The sequence below is a fragment of the Myxococcus sp. AM010 genome, assembly GCF_013372585.1.
Lineage (GTDB): Bacteria > Myxococcota > Myxococcia > Myxococcales > Myxococcaceae > Myxococcus > Myxococcus vastator.
In genome coordinates this window covers 53,261-72,819 of sequence record NZ_JABXEO010000038.1, presented here as the reverse complement: position 1 = coordinate 72,819, position 19,559 = coordinate 53,261, and the positions used below count along the sequence as shown (strand labels likewise).

The 19,559-nt window shown below is 70.4% G+C and carries 19 protein-coding genes; 6 read left to right on the top strand and 13 right to left on the bottom strand.

All coding sequences use genetic code 11. The features are described from left to right. Positions 1-271: 271 nt before the first annotated feature. The 4 genes from HV826_RS18800 to HV826_RS18785 all read right to left on the bottom strand — a co-directional run bounded on the left by HV826_RS18800 (position 272) and on the right by HV826_RS18785 (position 3,409). A complete protein-coding gene (locus HV826_RS18800) occupies positions 272-814 on the bottom strand; it encodes a hypothetical protein (protein ID WP_176418408.1) in 543 nt (180 codons plus the stop codon). Between the two features lie 163 nt (positions 815-977). Beyond that, positions 978-2,177 carry a peptidase MA family metallohydrolase gene (locus HV826_RS18795; protein ID WP_176418407.1) on the bottom strand — a complete coding sequence of 400 codons (1,200 nt, stop codon included), beginning with the start codon at positions 2,175-2,177 and terminating at the stop codon, positions 978-980. Positions 2,178-2,254: 77 nt separating this feature from the next. Beyond that, the gene (locus tag HV826_RS18790) at positions 2,255-2,782 is read right to left on the bottom strand and encodes a DivIVA domain-containing protein (protein ID WP_163787238.1); all 528 of its coding nucleotides are present in this window, start codon (positions 2,780-2,782) and stop codon (positions 2,255-2,257) included. 105 nt (positions 2,783-2,887) lie between these two features. Then, positions 2,888-3,409, bottom strand: coding sequence for a HEAT repeat domain-containing protein (locus HV826_RS18785; protein ID WP_176418406.1), 522 nt, complete (start codon positions 3,407-3,409; stop codon positions 2,888-2,890). 103 nt (positions 3,410-3,512) lie between these two features. On the opposite strand from HV826_RS18785, the gene HV826_RS18780 reads away from it, so the two are divergent. Further along, positions 3,513-4,022: a J domain-containing protein gene (locus tag HV826_RS18780; protein ID WP_176418405.1), complete on the top strand. Its 510-nt coding sequence runs from the start codon at positions 3,513-3,515 to the stop codon at positions 4,020-4,022. Here HV826_RS18780 and HV826_RS18775 read toward each other — a convergent pair. Together HV826_RS18775 and HV826_RS18770 are read right to left on the bottom strand one after the other, a co-directional pair. Continuing rightward, on the bottom strand, positions 3,956-4,948 hold the full coding sequence (locus HV826_RS18775; RefSeq protein ID WP_176418404.1) for a stage II sporulation protein M: 993 nt from the start codon (positions 4,946-4,948) through the stop codon (positions 3,956-3,958). The two genes, HV826_RS18780 and HV826_RS18775, sit on opposite strands and share 67 nt — an antisense overlap. A 1-nt stretch (position 4,949) precedes the next feature. Then, the gene (locus HV826_RS18770; protein ID WP_176418403.1) at positions 4,950-5,714 is read right to left on the bottom strand and encodes an RDD family protein; all 765 of its coding nucleotides are present in this window, start codon (positions 5,712-5,714) and stop codon (positions 4,950-4,952) included. A 527-nt stretch (positions 5,715-6,241) separates the two neighbouring features. Here HV826_RS18770 and fruA point away from each other — a divergent pair. Further along, positions 6,242-6,931, top strand: a complete 690-nt coding sequence (gene fruA / locus HV826_RS18765; protein ID WP_002640682.1) for a response regulator transcription factor FruA — start codon at positions 6,242-6,244, stop codon at positions 6,929-6,931. 94 nt (positions 6,932-7,025) lie between these two features. Here the strand turns inward: fruA and HV826_RS18760 are convergent, their stop codons facing one another. Next, the gene (locus tag HV826_RS18760; RefSeq protein WP_176418402.1) at positions 7,026-7,241 is read right to left on the bottom strand and encodes an MbtH family protein; all 216 of its coding nucleotides are present in this window, start codon (positions 7,239-7,241) and stop codon (positions 7,026-7,028) included. Positions 7,242-7,352: 111 nt separating this feature from the next. Here HV826_RS18760 and HV826_RS18755 point away from each other — a divergent pair, with 111 nt between their 5' ends. Continuing rightward, positions 7,353-8,363, top strand: a complete 1,011-nt coding sequence (locus HV826_RS18755) for a DUF4105 domain-containing protein (protein WP_176418401.1) — start codon at positions 7,353-7,355, stop codon at positions 8,361-8,363. A 13-nt stretch (positions 8,364-8,376) separates the two neighbouring features. On the opposite strand, the gene HV826_RS18750 is transcribed toward HV826_RS18755, so the two are convergent. The 3 genes from HV826_RS18750 to HV826_RS18740 all read right to left on the bottom strand — a co-directional run bounded on the left by HV826_RS18750 (position 8,377) and on the right by HV826_RS18740 (position 11,613). Next, positions 8,377-9,096: a hypothetical protein gene (locus HV826_RS18750; protein WP_176418400.1), complete on the bottom strand. Its 720-nt coding sequence runs from the start codon at positions 9,094-9,096 to the stop codon at positions 8,377-8,379. A gap of 89 nt (positions 9,097-9,185) precedes the next feature. Next, positions 9,186-10,142, bottom strand: coding sequence for a ketopantoate reductase family protein (locus tag HV826_RS18745; RefSeq protein ID WP_176418399.1), 957 nt, complete (start codon positions 10,140-10,142; stop codon positions 9,186-9,188). 148 nt (positions 10,143-10,290) lie between these two features. Further along, on the bottom strand, positions 10,291-11,613 hold the full coding sequence (locus HV826_RS18740; protein ID WP_176418398.1) for a styrene monooxygenase/indole monooxygenase family protein: 1,323 nt from the start codon (positions 11,611-11,613) through the stop codon (positions 10,291-10,293). 212 nt (positions 11,614-11,825) lie between these two features. On the opposite strand from HV826_RS18740, the gene HV826_RS18735 reads away from it, so the two are divergent. After that, the gene (locus HV826_RS18735) at positions 11,826-12,818 is read left to right on the top strand and encodes a hypothetical protein (protein WP_255217284.1); all 993 of its coding nucleotides are present in this window, start codon (positions 11,826-11,828) and stop codon (positions 12,816-12,818) included. A gap of 10 nt (positions 12,819-12,828) precedes the next feature. Here the strand turns inward: HV826_RS18735 and HV826_RS18730 are convergent, their stop codons facing one another. Beyond that, entirely contained in the window at positions 12,829-13,929 is a 1,101-nt protein-coding gene (locus HV826_RS18730) for a D-TA family PLP-dependent enzyme (RefSeq protein ID WP_407938411.1), read from the bottom strand. Positions 13,930-14,058: 129 nt separating this feature from the next. Between HV826_RS18730 and HV826_RS18725 the strand changes: the two genes are divergently transcribed. Together HV826_RS18725 and HV826_RS18720 are read left to right on the top strand one after the other, a co-directional pair. Then, positions 14,059-15,159 carry a winged helix DNA-binding domain-containing protein gene (locus HV826_RS18725; RefSeq protein WP_176418396.1) on the top strand — a complete coding sequence of 367 codons (1,101 nt, stop codon included), beginning with the start codon at positions 14,059-14,061 and terminating at the stop codon, positions 15,157-15,159. Positions 15,160-15,231: 72 nt separating this feature from the next. After that, a complete protein-coding gene (locus HV826_RS18720; RefSeq protein ID WP_255207796.1) occupies positions 15,232-15,594 on the top strand; it encodes a hypothetical protein in 363 nt (120 codons plus the stop codon). 69 nt (positions 15,595-15,663) lie between these two features. On the opposite strand, the gene HV826_RS18715 is transcribed toward HV826_RS18720, so the two are convergent. Beyond that, positions 15,664-17,874, bottom strand: a complete 2,211-nt coding sequence (locus HV826_RS18715; RefSeq protein ID WP_176418395.1) for a prolyl oligopeptidase family serine peptidase — start codon at positions 17,872-17,874, stop codon at positions 15,664-15,666. A 152-nt stretch (positions 17,875-18,026) separates the two neighbouring features. Continuing rightward, positions 18,027-19,511: a D-alanyl-D-alanine carboxypeptidase/D-alanyl-D-alanine-endopeptidase gene (gene dacB, locus HV826_RS18710; protein ID WP_176418394.1), complete on the bottom strand. Its 1,485-nt coding sequence runs from the start codon at positions 19,509-19,511 to the stop codon at positions 18,027-18,029. Positions 19,512-19,559: the final 48 nt, after the last annotated feature.

Sequence of the window (19,559 nt, the reverse complement as noted above, 5' to 3'; positions counted from 1 at the left end):
CTCCCGCATGCTCCACCCACGGCCCCCACAGCCGCTGCTGCACTCCCTGCGACAAATGCGCCGACCCGTCCGACCGGCGAGTCGCGTGGACCCCCATCCACGCGTCTTGCCAGCGGCTCGCGGTGCGCGCTCACCACTCCCCAGCGGGAGCACGCCTTCCCACAAAGCGCGCCATGGGCCCCCACCCAGGCACACTCCCTCCCGCCGGTCTCGGACGCGCCCGTCTTCCGGGCACGTCAAGTCGAACGGGCCGGCCAACCCCTACACGCCCTCAGTGCATCGCCGTACGTCCATCTCCCGTGTCCGGGGACACGCGCCGCGTCCGGGAAGGACGCTCGAAGTACTCGACGACCAGCCCACCGAAGGGCACCCGCGGGCCATCGGCTCGCGGGTCCTTCATCCGTTGGAGGAGCGCCACCGCGGAGTCCACGGCTTCGTCCACGGCGCGGTTGATGCGCTCGCGCTCCCAATCCCCGCCACCGAGCACCTCGGAGGCATCCACCAGGCAGCGCCGCAGCGCCGCGAATTCGTCATAGAGCGCGCGGGCGCCCCGGTGCGCCGACAGGCGCAGCACCGCGCGCGTGCGGCTCCAGGGGCTGGACTCCTCGCCCGCCAGCGTCCGGCCCAGCTCGCGGATGAAGGGCTCCACCAGGTTGTCCAACTGGGTGGGCGCGCCCTGCGACGCGTCCGAATCGGGCGCCGCCAGCACCATCCGCCGCCACAGCGCGGAGATTCGATCCGGCTGCTGACGGAAGAACCGCGCCAGCACGGCTGCCTTACGTCCACGCTCGCTCATGTCCAGTGCCTTCCGCATCGCGTACGGAGGCCAAAGCAATCCGTCGGCCAACGCCCCTGGGATACGTCTTCCCAGTGAAATCAGCCGTTTGCCTTGAAGGGATGGGGAGGCAGCGGAGCAGGACGCCTGTAGAAACTACAGCCCCCGCCCTGTAGCCCTGGCAGGACGGAAAGGGCGGCGCTCAGTGGAGGGTGGGCTTCGGCGGCCGGCCATGGGGGTCGTCCTCGTCGTCCAGCTCACCCGGAAGGTCGCTGACGGCGCGGTCCGCGGGCGCCTCGCCGTCCTGGGCCTCCAGGTGGGCATCCGTGCCCTGCGAGCCCGCGGGCCAGTCCGGCCAGGTGGAGTCCCCGGCGCTCACGGCGGTGCCCTGGGCCTGGGCCTGCGCGGCCTGGGCGGCCAGCAGGCGCAGCGCGGCGTCCTCCGCGGCATCCTGGGCGGCCATCTCCGCCAGCTTCGCGGCCCGCTGCTGGCGGCGGCGGGCGTAGGCGGCCACGCAGAGGAAGGACGCGCCCAGCCAGACGAGCGCGGAGCTGGTGGTGAGCGGGAGCCAGCCGTAGCGCGCGGCCAGGCCTTCACGCCAGTCCGTCTCCTCCACCAGCAGGGAGGTGCGGAAGGCCTTGCCGAAGGCCGTCTCGAAGGGCTCGCCGCGCGCCACGCCGTCCACCAGCGCGGCCATGGCCTGGGGGCCGAACTTCGCCGACAGGTGCGCGACGAAGGCGGCGCTCTGCGCGTAGGCGATCTCCACGTCCGACGGCACGTCCGGCCAGGCCCGGTCGAGGTGCTCGAAGTGGAAGACGCGCTCCTGGGTGACGGCCCGGAAGAGGGCGGAGTAGTGCGTCAGGGAGTAGCGCTCCCCGGTGACGTACTGCGCGACGCCTTCCTGGAACCAGCGGGGCCACGACGGGGCCAGCTGTCCCAGGGCCACGTGCGCCAGCTCGTGCCGGAGCGTCTGCTGGCCCTCCGGCTCGTGGAGGCTGCGCGCGTCCAGCAGGATGATCTGGTGGGCGGGGTAGGCCAGCGCCACGGCCCAGCCCGGGGGCTTGCCGCCGGGCAGCGCCAGGGCCTCGAACTCCGCGCGGCCCACGCCCAGGCGAACCTCGGTGACGCCCGGCCAGTCCTTGCCGAGGATGGTGCCGAACCTGTCCCGCACGCCTTCAATCTGCCGGGACAGCTCGTGCGCGGCCGCGGTGGCGGCGGCGGTGTGGAGGATGCGGAAGCGCTCCGTCGTCACCTCCCCGCTGACCTGGGGCGGACGCGTCCGGGGCACCAGCGCGGCGTCATTCACCACGTCATGGGCGTGGGTGCCATGAGGGCCGCCCGGCTCCTGGGCCCAGGCCCCGGAGGCGGCGAGCAGCAGGAGCAGGACAGGCAGGTGGCGCATGTGCGGCGGCCTCACGTTCCCACTGACATAACAGCCTCGCCCCAGGTTGCCGCAACCTCACCGCGCGGCGCGGCGCGTCAGGAGTCGCCGTTGGCCTTCTTCTGGGACAGGTAGGCCACGTTGTCCTCGACGCGCGCGTAGTCGCGGTCCGCGAACGTGGGGCTCTTGAAGGTCTCCAGCAGCTTCTGGTGGGCCTCCAACACGGAGCGGACCTGCGACTCGAACTGGGTGCGCTGGCGCTTCAGCTCGTTGATGTCCTCCACCACCTGCACCAGCCGCTGGTGGGCGCCGTGGACAATCTTCTCCGCCTGGTGCTCGGCGTCCGCGATGATGATTTCCGCTTCCTTCTTCGCGGCGTCCTTCAGGTCCTCGCTGATGCGCTGGGCGGTGACCATGGTCTCCTGGAGGGTGCGCTCCCGTTCCTGGTGTTGCTCCACCTTGAACTGGGTGCGCTTCACTTCCTCCTTGAGCGCGATGTTCTCCTTCACCACCTCCTCGAATTCACCGGCGATGAGCTCGAGGTAGGCCTCCACCTCACGGCGAGAGAAGCCGCGCAGGGCCGTTTCGAACCGCTTCTGCCGGATGTCGAGCGGAGTGATTTTCATGACGCCGCAGTGTAGCCCAGGGGCGTCACATCTCCAGGAATCAGCCCTTGACCTGGGCGCCGGCGCTGGCGGGTGGTGCCCGCATGGCTGCCCGGCGGGCGGGCGTCAGCGGCGCGGCGCGTCCCACTGAGACACGACGGCGCGCGCGGCGCTCTGCACCCCCGCGGTGAGCCGCGAGTCCACGGCGGCGTCCTGGACGGCCCGGCGCGCGGTGGGCGTGCGCTGGAAGACGAGCCCGTTGAGCGCCTGGATTTTCAGCGCGTCCGGCAGCCGGGGGTGGCGCACCACGTTGGCGAGGAGCTCCTCCGCCCGGGGGTGCTGGAACAGCGTGACGGCCCGCAGCGCCGCCTGTTGGATGCGAGGGTTGGGGTCCCACAGGAGCGTGGCCAGCGCATCCAGGGCGCGGGCGTCCCCCAGCAGCGCCAGGTCTTCAATGGCGATGGCGCGAATCTCCGCCGGCGCCGGCCGCACCGCCCCCAGGAGGCCCCGCAGGAGCGCGGCGTCGTCCGTCGCGGGCGCCGGGGCGGCCTCCGCAGGGGGCGTGGGCGCCGGACCCGAAAGGGCCACCGGGGCCTGGGCGCGGGCGGTGGCTGCGAGGAGCAGGCCAGCGAGAAGCAGGGGACGCATGGAGGCCCTTCTAACCCGGGGCGGAGCGATTTTCTTGACGCGATCTCCCATCGTGGGAGCTTCCCCGCTGCTACATGCGTGTTGCAAACGGGAGCAAGGTTCGATGAACGCGGCGGCAGCGAACTGGCAGACACTGGAAAACGTCGATGTGGAGTGCACCCACTGCGGCATCCGGATGACCCAGCAACCGGGGACCCGGGTCCGCTACTTCCGGTGCTCCGGGTGCCACCGCTGGGTGTCCAGCGTGTACTCCGACGTCTTCCGGGCGGACGCGAAGGTGCGCACGCACCCGGTGAAGGACACCGGCGCCCAGGACGAGCAGTTCATCGAGGTCAAGGACCGGCTGGACAAGTGGCTGTCCGCGCTGGAAGAGCAGGACCCCTACCGGCTGCTGGGTGTGTCGCCGCTGGACTCGGCCGACACGGTCCGCGCGCGCTACCACGCGCTGGCCATGGAGCAGCACCCGGACCGCGGCGGCTCCGCGGAGAAGATGCGCGAGCTGAACGCGGCCTATGAGCGCATCCTCCGTCACCGCCAGCGCAAGCGTCAGGAGGCGCTGTCGGCCGGCGCGCCCGTGGCCTCGGCGACGGTCCTCCCCGCGCGCAGCAGGTAGGCCCAGAAGAGCGCCCCCAGGAGCAGGCCCAGCCCCGCCTTCAGCCAGGTGGGGAACAAGTCCCCTGGGGAGACGTAGCCCTCCACCACGCCGATGAGGGCGAGGAAGGGCGCGCAGCCCAGCACCAGCTTCACCGCTTCCCGCCCGCGCGCCGCCAGCGCCTGTCCCCGGGGCAGCTCCCCCGGGTCGATGAGCGCCTGGCCCACCATCAGCCCCGCCCCGCCGGCGATGACCAGGATGGACAGCTCCACCGGGCCGTGCGCGGCGATGAAGTCCAGCAGTCCTCCCAGCATGCCCTCGCGGGCGCACAGCGCGCTGATGGCGCCGATATGCACCCCGTTGTTCACCAGCAGGAACAGCGTGCCCAGGCCGCCGGTGAGGCCCAGGGCGAAGGTGACAATGGTGACGGTGAGGTTGTTGGTGGCGATGCCGGACGCCACCGAGTTGGGCGGCGCCACCGACAGGATGTCATCCGTCCACATGCGGCCCTGGGCCACGTAGTGGCGCACGCCGGAGGGCACCAGCAGCTCGGCGCCCCGGGGCTCCCACAGCACCACCAGGGCGCCCAGCAGGATGCCCAGGAGGAACACCACGGCGCTGGCGCCCACGAAGCCGCGCTCGCGGCGCAAGGTGGCGGGGAACTCGCGGCGGAAGAAGTCCCGCACCGCGGGCCAGCGCTCACGCGGCGGCTGGTAGATGGACGCGTAGGCCTGGCCACACAGCTGGTTGAGGAAGCGGTGGACATCCGTGTCGGCGTAGAACGTCTGCGCGTGCGCAAGGTCGGCGGACGCGCGGCGGTACAGCGTGTCCAGCGTGCGCAGCTCGCCCAGCTTCAGCGCGCCGGAGCGCTGCTTCGCCAGCAGGGCCTGGAGCGCATCCCAGTCCGCGCGGCGTTGGGCCACGTAGGCGGGCAGGGGCGTGGCCATGTCAGCGCTCCCCCTGGACGCGGTCCCGCAGGAAGGCCTCGGTGCGCTCCGAGGACGCCAGCACCGCCGCGCGCGCCTCCGCGTCCTCGGGCCCCACGCGCTCCACCAGCCGCGCGCCCAGCCGCTGCCGCACCTCCGGCGCCAGCCCGGGCGCGCGTGACAGGAAGGACAGCACCAGCTCCACGTCCTCCGGCGACAGGGGCCTCGCGCCCGTGCCCTGTGGCACTCGCTCGGACGTGGCCGGAGCGGCGGTGTACTTGTCCAGGTCGATGCGCTCCTCGCGCACCAGCAGTGTGCCGGCCAGCAGGTCTCCCAGGCGCCGGTGCTGGCGGGTGAGGAGCATGCTGACGCAGGCGGCGGCGTACAGCATGGGCAGGAAGTCCACCGCGCGGCAGAGGTTGCGCACCGCGCTCTCGTAGACGCCCACGGGCGAGCCGTCCATGCGCACCACCCGGATGCCCAGCACCCGCTTGCCTGGCGTCTGGCCGTGGAAGAAGACCTCGCTCACCGTCCAGTACAGCCACTGCGTGGCGAAGACGCCCACCACCAGCAACGTCTGCCCCACGCCCGACAGCGCCTGGAAGGCGCCCAGCACGTCCGACACCAGCAGCGTGAAGACGAAGTAGGCCACCAGCCAGAAGAAGAACAGCAGGCTCGCGTCCACCAGCCACGCGAGGCACCGGTAGCCAATGCCCGCGACGGGGAGCGTGAGCGCGACGCGCTCGGGGGTGGCGACGTCGAGATGGGGAGTCAGAGCGGAGCGCATGCGGGAGCGGCAGCATACACGTCTGCCTTCCTCCCACGCCGCCTATGTCGCACCCTCTTTTCTGCTTGGACTTGCGGGATATTCAGGTCCCAGGCGCGTGTGTCACGGTCGACAGTCAGCGCGGTGCGGGAGGGGGCTTTCATCGACTTGTGGACGCCAGGGCGTGTCCGGCGGCGGACAGCGATGACGAACCAACGGATGAAACCCCCGTAATGGGCTCTGATTCATGCACACTGGACACTCCCGTTAGGGCTGGTTCGCGTCTGCGCTTCCCCGGTGATAGGGTTTCCGCGTTGGACCATGAACCTGGGCCGAAGGAGGTGCGGCCCGCAGGGACGTCAGGAGTAGCTGAAAGTCAAAAACAGTCAGGAGTCGAGTCGTACATCGGTAGGTCGACTCCGGAGTGGCTCAGCGGACACGCTCGTTCTTCCCTGTCATGCAACCCACTGGCCCAGGTGGTACCGGAGCCGGCTGTGGTCAGTTGTCTGTTCATGCAGTTTTCGCCATGACGGCTGGGGGGCCTTCGCATGGCAACCAATCAAGCAGCGATTCGTGTATCAATTCTCGAAGGACCGTGGGCGGCCTGGCAGGGCCTGGCCGACGGGCTCCGTGGTGAAGGCGTGCAGATCTCCTCGGTGACGAGAGACGTGCGCCTGTTCCTCGACAGCCTGGGGACAGACCCGCCGCAGGTCGCGGTGATGGACGTGGAGGGTGACAGCGAGGCAGCCGTGGGTTGCTCCGTCACGGAAGGCATCAACCTCCTGCGGGAGGCGCGCAAGCGCCGGCTGGAGGTGAGGATGCTGCTGCTCTCCGCGGTGAGCACCCCGGAAATCATCTCGCAGTGCTTCGACGAGGGTGCCTCCGGCTACCTGTTCCGCGCGGGGCTGGGCACGACGGCGGTGGCGTCCGCCATCAACTCCCTGGTCCGAGGCGAGCGGCTGTTCCCGGTGCAGCTCCTGAGGAACGACTTCGAGCATCCACCGGTGACGTCACCCACCGCGAGCGTGCTGCTGGCGCTCACGCAGCGGGAGCGCGAGGTGCTGGCGTATGTCGCGGGCGGCGCGGACAACCTGAAGATCGCCGCGCACCTGCAGATCGCCGAGCGCACCGTGAAGTCCCACGTCACGCAGCTCTACCGGAAGCTGGGCGCGGAGAACCGCACGCAGCTGGCGCTGAGGGCGTGCCACCTGGGCGTCCGGCCGCCGCCGGACCTCTAGGCGTCGCTGCCGGTTCCGCTCATGCAGCACGCCCCCCGGACCCTGGCGCCGTTGCCAGGGTTCGCGAGGGGCGTGCGCACGGGCGGTGCCGTGACTACGACTTCAGCTCTTCCATCTTCTTGCGGAGGCTCAGCGGACGCATGTCCGTCCAGACCTCCTTGATGTACTCCAGGCACTCGGCCTTGAGTCCCTGCTTGCCTGCGTCCTTCCAGCCGAGCGCATTCTCGCGGTCGGCCGGCCAGATGGAGTACTGCTCCTCGTGGTTCACCACGACCTTGTAGATGGTCGTGTCCTCTCGCTCATCCGCCATTGATGTCTCTCCTGGAACGGGCCGCATTCTGGCCACAATCCAGGAAAAAGGGTCAAGCCACGGGAGGCGTGGGTGCGGTCGGCGTCTGAAGCCCGCATATACTCGCCGGCCATGCAAAGTGTCTTCCGTGTCATCACCGCGCTGGTGCTCGCGCTGGGCGTCACCTGGGCCGCCCTGGCCCTGGCGCTGACGGGGGCGGGCCCCCAGGGCGCGAACGGGCTCAGGGCGCTGGGGGCGGCGGTGCTCGCGGCGGGCGCGGTGGTGGCCTGGCGGCGCCATTCACGGTGGGCCGCCGTGTCCGTCATCGGCGTCGGGTGTGTGTCCATCTGGGGGTGGACCCAGACGGTGCGGCCCGCGACGCAGGCGGACTGGGCGCCGGACCTGGCGCGCTCCGCCCGGGCGGTGGTGGAGGGCCCCCGGGTGACGTTGCATGACGTCCGGGACTTCCGCTACCGCACCCCGTCGGACTGGGATGCGTCGTGGTACTCGGCCACGTATGACACGCGTGAGCTCACGGGGGCGTGGTTCATCGTGGAGCCCTTCTCCGGTGTCTGGGGCGCGGCCCACACCATGGTGAGCTTCGGCTTCGCGGATGGGCGCTACCTCGTCTTCTCCGTGGAGGTCCGCCGCGAGAAGGGGGAGACGTTCTCCGCGCTGGGCGGCCTGTTCCGCCAGTTCGAGCTCACCTACGTCGTGGGGGATGAGCGAGACCTGGTGCAGCTGCGCTCCAACCACCGCAAGGATGACGTCTACCTCTACCCGGTGGATGCGTCGAAGGAGCGCATCGTCAGCTTCTTCCTCGACATGGTGGCGCGGATGAACGCGCTGCACGAGAAGCCGGAGTTCTACGACACGCTCACCAACAACTGCACCACCAACCTGGTGCGGCACCTGGAGAAGGTGAGCCAGAGCCAGGTGCCCTACGACCACCGCACCTTGCTGCCGGCGTTCTCGGACGCCCTGGCGTATGAGCTGGAGCTCATCGACCGGGACGCGCCGCTGGAGCAGGTGCGCAAGCGCCACCACATCAACGCGCGCGCGCAGGCGGCGGACGGGCGCCCGGACTTCTCGCGGCGCATCCGCGAGCCGCTGGCCGCCACCACCACCGACACCGTGCCGTGACACGCCAGGCCCCCTAAGGGGCGTGGCGCGCCTTCAGGTGCGTGTCGTAGTGCTGTTGCAGCGAGGCGAAGTAGCCGCGCTCCTCCCAGAGCGCGGCGATGAGGCGCTCCGTCAAGGTCTTCACCTCGGCGCTCTCACCCGGCTCGGGCGTGCGGGGGCCGGGGGCGCCGGAGCTGAAGAAGGCGCGGGTGGCCTCGGCCATGAGCAGGCGGCTGCCCGCGAAGAGCCGGCGCAGAGCCTGGTTGACGGGGCGCGGGTCCAGCTCCGAGCAGGCGGCGACGATGGCGTCGTGGAGCTTTCCGGGCAGCGGGCCCTCCAGGTCCTCGGGCCTCAGGTCGCCACGCTCCAGGGCATGGTTGAGCAGGTAGCCGTGATGCAGCGCTGACGACGCGACGTCCACGCAGTCCTTCACCCACAAGACGAAGAAGAGCTTGCGGAACACCTTGCGCACCGGGAAGAGCGCCAGGGCCTTCAGGGAGCTCATCAGGCGCCCGCCCGCCGTCCGGCCGAGGTGGGAGCCGGCGAGGACCTCCACCGCCCGGGCCGGCCTGGGGAGGCCGTGCTCGGAGAGGAGGGTGAGGACCATGCTCTCGCGGGCCTGCCGGAGTGCGTAGTCATCCAGGAAGGGAACGGGGATGAGCGGCGTCAGGCCGGACACGACGGCGAGAAAGGCCACGCGGCCCAAAACGGGGGGCAGCTCGTTCTCGGGGGGACGGGGCTTCGGCTCGGTCATATGACGCTCATATGCCCATCCGGCCCGGCGATTGCGCGGGCCCTGAAGGCGGGGCGGGTGTTGGCTGTCCTCCAGCCGGGCGTCGTGGCTCAGGCCTTCCGTTCCCCCTGGGCGTGCGGCATCAGCAGGACATAGAGGGTGCTCATCACCGGCGTGGGGACGCCCCGCGCGCGGCCCCGGCGCACGACCGCGCCCTGGAGGTATTCGACCTCCAGCGGCTTGCCGTTCTCCAGGTCGCCCAGCATGGACGGCCGCATGTGGGCGGGCAGCTCGTCCATGTACCGTACCAGCGCATCCGGCGTGCGGGTGGTGGTGACGCCCTCCGCGGCGGCGACGCTGAGCACCTCGGCGGCGGCCTGCCGGAACACCTCGCGGAAGGCCGGACTGTCCCGGAGGGCGCCCACGGGCAGCCGGGACGCGGTGCTGAAGGCGGACATGCAGCCCAGGAAGGAGAGCTTGTCCCAGAGGGCGCCGCGCGCGTCCGGCACTGCGTCCACGGTGACGCCGGAGCTGGCCAGCGCGTCCCTCAGGGCCTGGGCCCGGGCGGAGACGCGCGAGGTGTCTCCGAACACTTCGCCCAGCACGACGCGGTGGTTCGTGCCCGCCTGGGTGATGACGCCCGGCTCGCTGATGGCGGCGGAGATGTACGTGGTGCCGCCCAGCACGGCGGCCTCGCCCACGGCGGCGGCCACCTCCAACGGGCTGTCCACGCCGTTCTGCAAGGTGAGCACGAAGGGCGGCGTTTCATCCGGCGCCGGTGTGCCTCGCGCGGAGAGCAGCGTCTTCACCGCGGGGAGCACGGACGCGACGTCATAGTTCTTCACCGCGAGGACCACGACGTCCACGGGACCGAAGCGCTGGACGTCGTCGTCGGCCTTGACGGCGACGGTGAAGGCTCCGTCAGCGCCGTGGATGGTGAGCCCGTGTTCCCGCATGGCGCGCAGATGTGCTCCGCGCGCGAGGAACGTCACGTCATGCCCGGCGCGGACCAGCTTCGCGCCGAAGAACCCACCGACGCCTCCAGAGCCCAAGATGGCGAATCGCATGGCGCGGAAGATAACCGCGCGTCCCCAGCGGGGCAGGGCTGAATCACGCGCACGCCTCGCATCAACAAGCCAGACCGCTGTGTTGGAGCACAGTCGCGCGACGAGGAGGCCTGCTCGCGTCGCCTCGTCGCGACGACTTCAACGGTGCTCAGCGGGTCAGCGACACAGGGGCCTTTGGCTCCTCGGGAGGCGGGTGCCACGCCAGGGGGCTGGACGGCGGCGCGGCCTCGCGGGCGAGGGGACGGTGCCGCGCGATGAACGCCGCGGTGCTCTCCGGGCTGGCACATGCGGAGAGGATGAGCTCGGGCGTCACGAAGGCGGTGGCGATGGCATCCGCGACCCGGACGTCCTTGCTTCCAGCCGCCAGCAGCTCAATCACGTGCGGAGGCGGCGGCTGCAGCAGCGCGTTGGTCCAATGCGTCGCCGGCGCGGTGGCGGCCCACGAACCGGCTTCGGCCTCGCGACAGAAGGCCGCGTCGAAGGGCCGGTTCTCCGCCAGCGCGGTGACGATGTGCTCCGCCAGCGCGAACGCGGAGGCGGACCCCGCGTTGGCGCCCTGGCCCGCGACGGGGTCGTTCGTCACATGCGTGTCGCCCACCGCCAGGACGAAGCGGCCACCCGGAAGCGGCGCCCAGCCCTGGCGCACCGTCGGCGTGAAGGAACCCTGGAGGTAGTCGAGTGGCCCGAGCACGCCGAAGCTCGCCGGGTCCACGCGCTCGTAGGTGGCGGGGGCGAAGCGGCGCAGGAAGCCCATCAGCATCGCCTCGAAGGCGCGCGGGTCTTCGTCGTAGCGCTGCGTGCTGAGCCGGGACAGCTCGCTGCCGGGCAGCGCCTCGATGAGCACGCTGGGCACGCGCCCGTTCGCGGTGACGACCTGGGACTCGAAGATTTCGCCCTGACCGGGAATCAGGTGGGCGTTCATCCCGATGGGCTCCTGCATCCGCACACCCTTGAGCAGCGCGGCGAAGAGCATGCGCGGCGGCTGCGTGTGCGGCGACAGCTCGGGCACGCGGGGGAACAGGCGCGTGAGGCCATTGCGCCCGGTGGCGACCACCATCAGCGCGTGCTGCCGCGCCAGGCGCTCCAGCACGTCGACGTCCACGGGGAGCACCTCCAGCTTGCCGCCGCGCGCGACGAAGTCCTCCGCGAGGCGCGGCTGGTACTGGCGGTAATCCACGAAGATGGAGGGGGAATCCACGCGGCCCCGGAGGCTGAACGGCTGAGGGCCGCCGTTCACATGGATGCCGATATAGAACATGTCGGCGTTGGGGCCGCTCCAGTGGTCCACGCCCAGGGCGCGCTCGCGCATGCGCGTGGGGGCATGGTGCGCCACCGTGTTGAGCAGACGGGAACCCCGTAGCCTGCTCGGCTCCTGCTCCGTGAAGAGCGTCACGGGCACACCGTGGGACAGCAGCTTCAGACCCAGGTGAAGTCCCGCGGTGCCGGCGCCAACAATTCCAATGCGCTCCATATGACTCTCCTCCGTGCCCCGCGCCGTCATGGCCGTGTCGGGATGGACCCCCCAAGGGTCGGGGTGGTTCCTTAACACAACACAAACGGAGATCTTCAGGCGGGACGTACTTGATAGCCGAGAAAAAGAGAGGCGCGTTGCGTCATGCCCTGATGGGCAGACGTGGACGTCGGGTTGGGAACAGCAGGCGCAAGGCTTTACAGTGGGGCTCAATGGCCCAGTTCCTCGACGTGGCGTTGAAGGTAGGAGACCTGACCGAGTTCACCGCGGACGCGGTGCTGTTCAAATACGCACAGAGCCTCTATGGCGCGACGGGTCAAGCAGCGCGGCGCCTGGAGCTGGCGGGGGTTCCCTTGGCGCAGCTCACGCTCGCGCCCAGTGCGAGCCGCCTCGTGGAGACGCGGGGGGCCCTGACGGCGCCACTGGCGCTCTTCCTGGGCACTGTTCGTCTGGGAGAGTTCGGCTACCACGAGATTCGCCAGTTCGCGGTGCGTGCGCTGGCGGCGCTGGAGCACCACTCGGGCCTCGCGCATGTCGCGGGCACCGTCCATGGCCCCAACTACGGCTTGGATGAAGACGAGGCCGTGCTCGCCTTCGTGGGCGGGCTCGTTGAAGCCTTCCAACGTGGCGCCGGGCCTCAATCCCTGACGCGCTTCACGGTGGTGGAGCGGGACGCTCGCCGTGCGCAAAGACTTGCCAAGGCCTTCACGCGGGGCTTGAGCGCGACGCCTGGCGTGGAGCCGCTGCCGGAGGGTGGCTTTCGGGTGCGGCGAATGTCAGCCGTGACGCAGGCGCCGTCCCTGGCGACGGCGGGCACTGTGTCCATGGCAAAGCCTCACGCCTTCGTGGCCATGCCTTTCGCGGCCGAACTGGAGGACACGTATCACTACGGCATCCAGGGCCCGGTGAAGGCCGCGGGCATGCTGTGCGAGCGCGTGGACCAGGAGCTGTTCGACGGCCCCATCATCCAGCGCATCCGCGAGCGCATCGAGACGGCGAAGGTGGTGATCGCCGACCTGTCCCTGGCCAATCCGAACGTGTACCTGGAGGTCGGCTATGCGTGGGGGCGTGGGCGGCCCACGCTGTTGCTGGTGCGTGACGTGAACGAGCTTCGCTTCGACGTCGCGTCCTATCGCTGCATCGTCTACCGCAACATCCGTGAGCTGGAGACGCTGCTGTCGAAGGAGCTCCAGCGCATGGAGTGAGCGGCGCGCGTCACCAGCCGCGCGCGGTGATGGCGTGCGTGCCGGCCCAGGTGCCCTGGCGCAGCAGGTGCAACCGGTCGTGCAGGTTGACGGAGGCACAGGCGTGGTTGGGTACCACGCGCACGCGGTCGCCCACGCGCGGCCGCCAGGCGGTGCTGGAGAGGTCGAGCAGGCCGTGCTCCTCAGACAGGCCGCGCACCAGGATGTCCGGCAGGTCGAGCAGGGCGCCGTACACGCCCGTGTCCGTGAAGCCATCCTCCTTGGCCAGGGCCTTGGAGCCCGCGTCGATGACGGCTTGCCCCGGCACCGAGGTGCTCACCACCGTGGCCAGCACGGAGTATGCGCATTCGTTCCACGCGCATGCGCCTATCGACACGGAGTTGCGGTCGTTGAAGATGTTGATGCCCGGCCGAATCTCCGTGAGCCCGGTGACTTCGTGCGACCGCCACAGCGTCGGCGTGGAGCCTCCGCTCACCGTAGAGGGCCGCAGCCCCGCGGCAGTCAGCGCCTCCACGTAGGTGGCGAGCCGCGCGGCTTGCTCGCGCATCGCGGGGCCCAGCTCCGCCTGGGGTATGCGCAGGTGTCCGGCGTAGAAGGTAATGCCCCGGTACTCCAGGCCACTGCTGTAAGTCACGGCGAGGGCCAGGGCGACCGCGTCCTCGGGGGATTGGACGCCCACGCGCCGCATGCCCAGGTCCAGCTCCACCAGCACGCCCACGGTGCGGCCGGCCCGGCGGGCTTCGCGGCTCAACAGCTCCAGCGCTTCGCCCGAGTCCAGGGCCACGGTGAGCCGGACCTGAGGTGGCAGCCGCATGAGCCGGACGAGCCGCTCCGCTCCCACGGGAGGATAGGCGAGGAGCACGTCGTCGCAGACGGCGGCCATGACCTCGGCTTCGCGCACGGTGGCCACGGTGACGCCCTGGGCTCCGGCGGCGAGCTGGAGCGCGGCCAGCTCCGGTGTCTTGTGCGTCTTCGTGTGGGGCCGCCACCGCAGGCCGTGCTGGCGCGTGTACGTGGCCACTCGCTTCAGGTTGGCGTCCACGCGGTCCAGGTCCACGAGGGCGGCGGGCGTCGTCATCATGTCCATCGAGGTCGCGTCCATGCCTCGCATGGTGGCACCCCGACGCGCACGGCTCCAGGGTGTCTGGGGGCGTTCGCCTCGCGTTCGTGAAGTGCTACACCTCCGCGACCCGCGAGGTGAGGCGGCACATTCCATTGCTCGCCACGCGGGAGAGGCCACATGCCAGACACCTCGTTGACCCTCAGGGCTCTCAACCGCGCGACGCTGGCGCGGCAGATGTTGCTGGCGCGTGAGCAGACCTCCGTGCTCGGCGCGGTGGAGCGGCTCCTGGCGCTCCAGGCCCAGCAGGCGAAGCCGCCGTTCGTCGGCCTGTGGTCGCGGGTCGAGGGCTTCGAGCGAGCTGCGCTCCAGGTTTTGCTTCAGCGCAGGGAGGTTGTCCGGGCGACGTTGATGCGTGGCACGCTGCACCTCGCGAGCGCGAGGGACTACCGGAACCTGCGCGCCAGCTTCACGCCGCTGCTCGAAGCCTCGGTGGCCTCGGTGCTGCGCGAGCGCGCGAAGGGGCTGGACGTCGCGCCGCTCGTCAAGGAGGCGCGCGCCTTCTTTGATGAAGCGCCGCGCACCTTCGAGGCGCTGCGCGACCACCTGGTGGCCCGGCATCCCCAGAGCGACGAGCGCGCCATGGGCTTCGCGGTGCGGATGTTCCTGCCGCTCATCCAGGTACCCACGGAGACGGAGTGGGGCTACCCCGGCACCACGGACTTCGCGGTCGCGGAGTCCTGGCTTGGGGTTCCCCTGCGAGCCGAGGCGGACCTGCCCACGTTGGTGCAGCGCTACCTCGCGGCCTTCGGTCCGGCGTCGGTGTCGGATGCCCAGACGTGGTCCGGCCTCAAGGGCCTGAAGCCCGCCTTTGAAGCGCTGCGCCCGTCGCTGCGCACGTTCCGCGATGAGAAGGGGCGGGAGCTGTTCGACTTGCCCGATGCGCCTCGGCCGGACGAGGACACGCCCGCGCCCCCGCGCTTCCTCCCTGAGTTCGACAGCCTGGTGCTGGGCCATGATGACCGGGCCCGGCTGGTGGATGAGGCGTGCCGATCCAAGCTCATCACCAAGAATCTGCGCATCCCCGCGACATTTCTCGTGGACGGCTTCATCGCCGGAACGTGGACGGTGGAGCGCAAGCGCGCGGTGGCCGCGCTCGTCGTCGAGCCCTTCGCGCCGCTCAAGAAGAAGAAGGACCGCGAGGCCCTGGCGAAGGAAGGTGAGGCGTTGCTGCGCTTCGTCGAGCCCGAAGCTCGCGCGGTCGAGGTCCGGGGGCTTTAAAGGACGTCGTTCTTTTCCGCTTTTCCTCGGGTTAGGCTGGTAGCGCAGCTTGCTCAGGAAAGGTGGTTTCGCATGCGTGGTTCACTGAAGCGGTTCGCGCTCCATGGCGCTGTGTTGCTGGCCGTCGCGGGCCTCACGGCTTGTGGCGTGGTGGATGAAGACGGCGCGGCGTCCGACGGCGTGAGCGAAGAGGCGGCGCTCAACACGGGGTGCTGTACGGCGCAGGGGGGGACGACCCAGGCCTTCTGTGACTCGATTCCCCAGACGCCCGGGCGCTGTAATGAGGTCAACCAGGGCACCTCCTGCATCTGGACGTGCACGGGGTGCTGCCAGGCGCTGCCTGGGACGACTCAGGCCTTCTGTGACTCGCTTCCCCAGACGGAAGGGCGCTGCAACCAGGTGTGGGGCGGCACGGCCTGCACCTGGACCTGCTGAGTCGCACCGCCGTACCGCGTCCACCGCCGCGCCAGTGTCCGGGCGGCGGTGGATGCAGTCCTCACGCGGCTACTGCGGCTTGGGCGCCGCGACCTTCTTCGCCGGGGGCTGGTACTTCATGCCCAGGGCGTTGAACACGAACGAGTACACGTCGACCTCCTCCTCGATGCGCGCGTTCAGCGGCGTGCCGGCGCCGTGGCCCGTCTCCGCGTTGGCGCGCAGCAGGATGGGGTTCTTCGCCTTGGTGGCCTCCTGCATCCGGGCCACCATCTTCCGCGAGTGGAACGGATCCACGCGCGGATCGTTCGCGCCGGACGTGAAGAGCACGGAGGGGTAGGCCGTGCCGTCCTTCACGTTGTGGAGCGGCGAGTACGCGTGCAGCGCCTTGAACTGCTCCGGGTTCTTCACGGTGCCGTACTCGGTGATGTTGAACTGGCCGTTGGGCGTCAGCTCCACCCGGAGCATGTCGTAGATGCCCACGCGCGCCACGACGGCGCCGTACATCTCCGGGTGCTGGGTGACGGACGCGCCCATCAGCAGGCCGCCGTTGCTGCCACCCTGGATGGCCAGCTTCTTCGGCTGCGTGTACTTCTGGTCCACCAGCAGCTTCGCGGCGGCGTAGAAGTCGTCGAAGACGTTCTGCTTGTTCGTGAGCGAGCCCTCGGCGTGCCACTTCTCGCCGAACTCCGAGCCGCCGCGCAGGTTGGCCACCGCGAACACGCCCCCCTGTTCCAGCCAGAAGCCGGCCAGCACGTTGAAGTTCGGGCTGATGGAGATGTTGAAGCCGCCGTAGCCCGTCAGCAGCGCCGGGTTGTTGCCGTTGAGCTTCGTGCCCTTCTTCTTGAGGATGCTGACCGGCACCTTCGTGCCGTCCTTGGACGTGGCGAACGCGCGCACCACCTCCACGTTGCTCAAATCCAACGGCGACGTGCGGGCCAGCGCCGTCTTCTTCACCGTGTTGTCCTTCGCCGAGTACCGGTACCAGGCCATCGGCTGGGTGAAGCTGGTGTTGATGAAGAGCACGTCGTCACCGCCCTGGCTCACGAGCCCGCCCACGGAGGACACGGGCAGGGTGGGCACCGTCCCCAGCGCCTTGCCCTTCAGGTCCACCATGCGCAGCTGCGAAGGCCCGCCGAGCTGCTCACTCACGTAGAGCCGTGACTTCGTGGGGAAGAAGCCCTGGATGCTGGCCTCGCCCTCCGGCACCACCACCGTGGCCTTGTCCAGCGTGGGCGTGGCCAGCGGCAGCCGCAGCACCTTGCCGCGCGGCGCGTCCTTGCGGCTGAGCAGGTACATCGCGCCGTCGTGGCCGAAGCGCGCGCGGATGACCTTGTCCTCGAACTTCGACACCTGCGACCACTTCCCGGCGGCGTCGCGCAGGTACACCATGTACTCGCCGCCATCGCCGTTGGCCACGACGGCGGAGATGTGCTTGCCGTCGTGGGACGTGTCCAGCTCCGTCATCGCGATGCGCGGGAAGTCCTTCCCCAGCACATACGTGTCCTTCTGGGTGGGCGTGCCGAGCTGGTGGAAGTAGACCTGCTGGAAGAAGTTCCGGTCCGCCTCGGGGCGCTCCTCGCCGCGCGGGTGGCGCGTGTAGAAGAAGCCCTTGCCGTCCGCCGTCCACGTCAGGCTGCCGCCCGCCGTACCGCTGTTCACGCGGGGCACGGTCTCATTCGGCAGTGGCTTGCCGGTGGCCACGTCATAGACGGTGACGTCGCCGCTCTCCGTGCCGCTCTTCGACATCGACACTGCGATTCGCTTGCCGTCCAGCGTGGGGACGTACCAGTCGATGGTGGTGTGGCCCGACGGGTCCACCACCATGGGGTCCAGCAGCACGCGCTCCTTGGACGTGTCATCCACCGAGCCGAGCACGACCAGGAAGGCCTGCTGCTTGGGCGGCTGGTACTTCACGGCGAACAGCGTGCCGCCGGCCTCGTGCAGCCCGCCGTAGCCAGGGGACTTCCAGCTCAGCAGCTCGGAGACGCGCTGGCGGATGGACTCGCGTCCGGGCAGCTTGTCCAGCAGCGCGCGGGTGTACGCGTTCTGCGCGTCGTTCCACTGCTTCACCTGCGCGTCGGACGAGTCCTCCAGCCACTGGTACGGGTCCTTCACCGCCGTGCCGTGGTAGGTGTCCACCTGCTCCTTCTTCGGCGTCGCGGGCGCCTTGGAGGCGGCGGCCTTGCGGGGCGCCGCCGCGGTGGGCGCGGGGGCGGGGGCGGCCGGCGCAGCCAGCGGCAGGGTCAGCACCGCCGCCGTCAATGCGGTCTTCAGCTTCACGGTTCACCTCGGGGTTGGAAAACGCGCGGCAGCCTGCCACGTCCCTCGGGACGGGAAACGGCTTCGTTGCGTCGGGAATGCCGCCGCGCGCCGGGTGTTCGCTCGCGCCTGCGCCGTGTGACTGTTGAGGATGAGACGGTGCGTCCTGACCGTCAGCGCAGCGGCAGCGTGACGAGCCCCGCCGCGAACCGGTCGAACGCCTCGTTGGCGGGCAGGGCGGTGCCATCGTCCATGTTCCCCAGCATCAGCGCGAAGACGACGCGCGGGTGCCGCGCGTCTGTCGGCCGGTCCACCACCCCCACGAAGCACCGCTGGCCGGACAGCGTGCCCGTCTTCGCGCGGATGTGGCCCGCCGTGTCAGTGGTGACGGGGCGGGCCGCGAGCGTGCCGTCCTGGCCGGCCACGGGCAGGCTGTCCAGCAGCGCGGCGCCGTAGGCTTCGCGCAGGCTGGTGAAGAGGACGCGCACCAGTCCCCGCGCGGTGGCCAGGTTGTACCGGGACAGGCCGCTGCCATCCACCGGGCGCAAGTCACGCGAGGGGATGCCGCGGCGGGCCAGCTCCTCCGTCAGCGCGGCGCGCAGGGCGCCATAGCTCTCCGTGCCCGTGAGCTCGCGCGCGAAGCGCAGGCCCAGGCGCTCCGCGTACAGGTTGAGGGACTCCTTGTTCGTCACCTTCACCAGCTCGGACAGCGGCGGGCTGACCAGGGTGACCAGGGGCGCGGGCACGGCGGGTTGCATGGGCGTGGGCGCCTCCAGCGTCATGGGCAGCCGGGGGATGCCGCGCTCCAGCAGGGACGCCTCCACGCAGGCGGCGAAGAGCTGCTCGGGGTCGTCCACCGACAGCCTCACCGCGGCGGAGCGGGGGCAGGTGTCCGCGGCGGAGCGCCACAGGCAGCGCACGCCGGGCCCGCCACGCTGGCGCACGCAGGCCAGGGAGGGGCGCTCCGCGTTCGTGTCCACGCCCACCACGGCCGTCAGCGTCGCGAAGGCGGGCGTCACCTGGATGACGGGGGGCTGCGCGCAGTCCGCGCCCGCGGCCCGGGACAGGGCCACGTCCACCACGTTCTCCCGGAAGACGAAGGCCGTGGGCGCCGCGCTGTAGGCATAGGCGGCGTCATCCCAGGCCCAGCCAGGGCCAAACGGGAGCTCCGCCTCCTTCGCGCCGCGCACGCGCACCTTCCCGCGCCACTGGCGGACGCCGCGCGCCTGGAGGGCCTCCGCCACCTGCTCGCACGCCAGGGCCGTCTCGGGGAAGCGCCACGAGCCCAGGGACGGGTCCCCAGTGGGGTCCACCACGATGTCGCCCAGGAAGAGGCCGCCCTCCAGCGTGCCCTCCAGGGCCACCGGCGTCTGGAAGCGGAAGTCCGCGCCCAGCGCGGAGAGGACGGACGCGGTGGAGACGACCTTGAGCGTGGAGGCGGGCAGGAGCCGGACGTGCTCGCGGTGGGTGAAGAGCGGCTCGCCTGTCCGCGCATCCACCACGTAGGCGCTGGCCAGGGCGCCTTCGGCCTCCAGGGTGTCGAAGAGCGCGCGGGCCAGGGAGGGGAGGGTGTCGCCCTCGGGCCGCGTCTCTCGGAAGCAGCCGGAGAGCACCAGGGGGGCCATGAGCAGCAACGAGGCGGACAGGACGCGGCGCATGTCGCCCGCCACGCTACCGCCGTGGGGCGGACCTGTCATGGGGCCGAG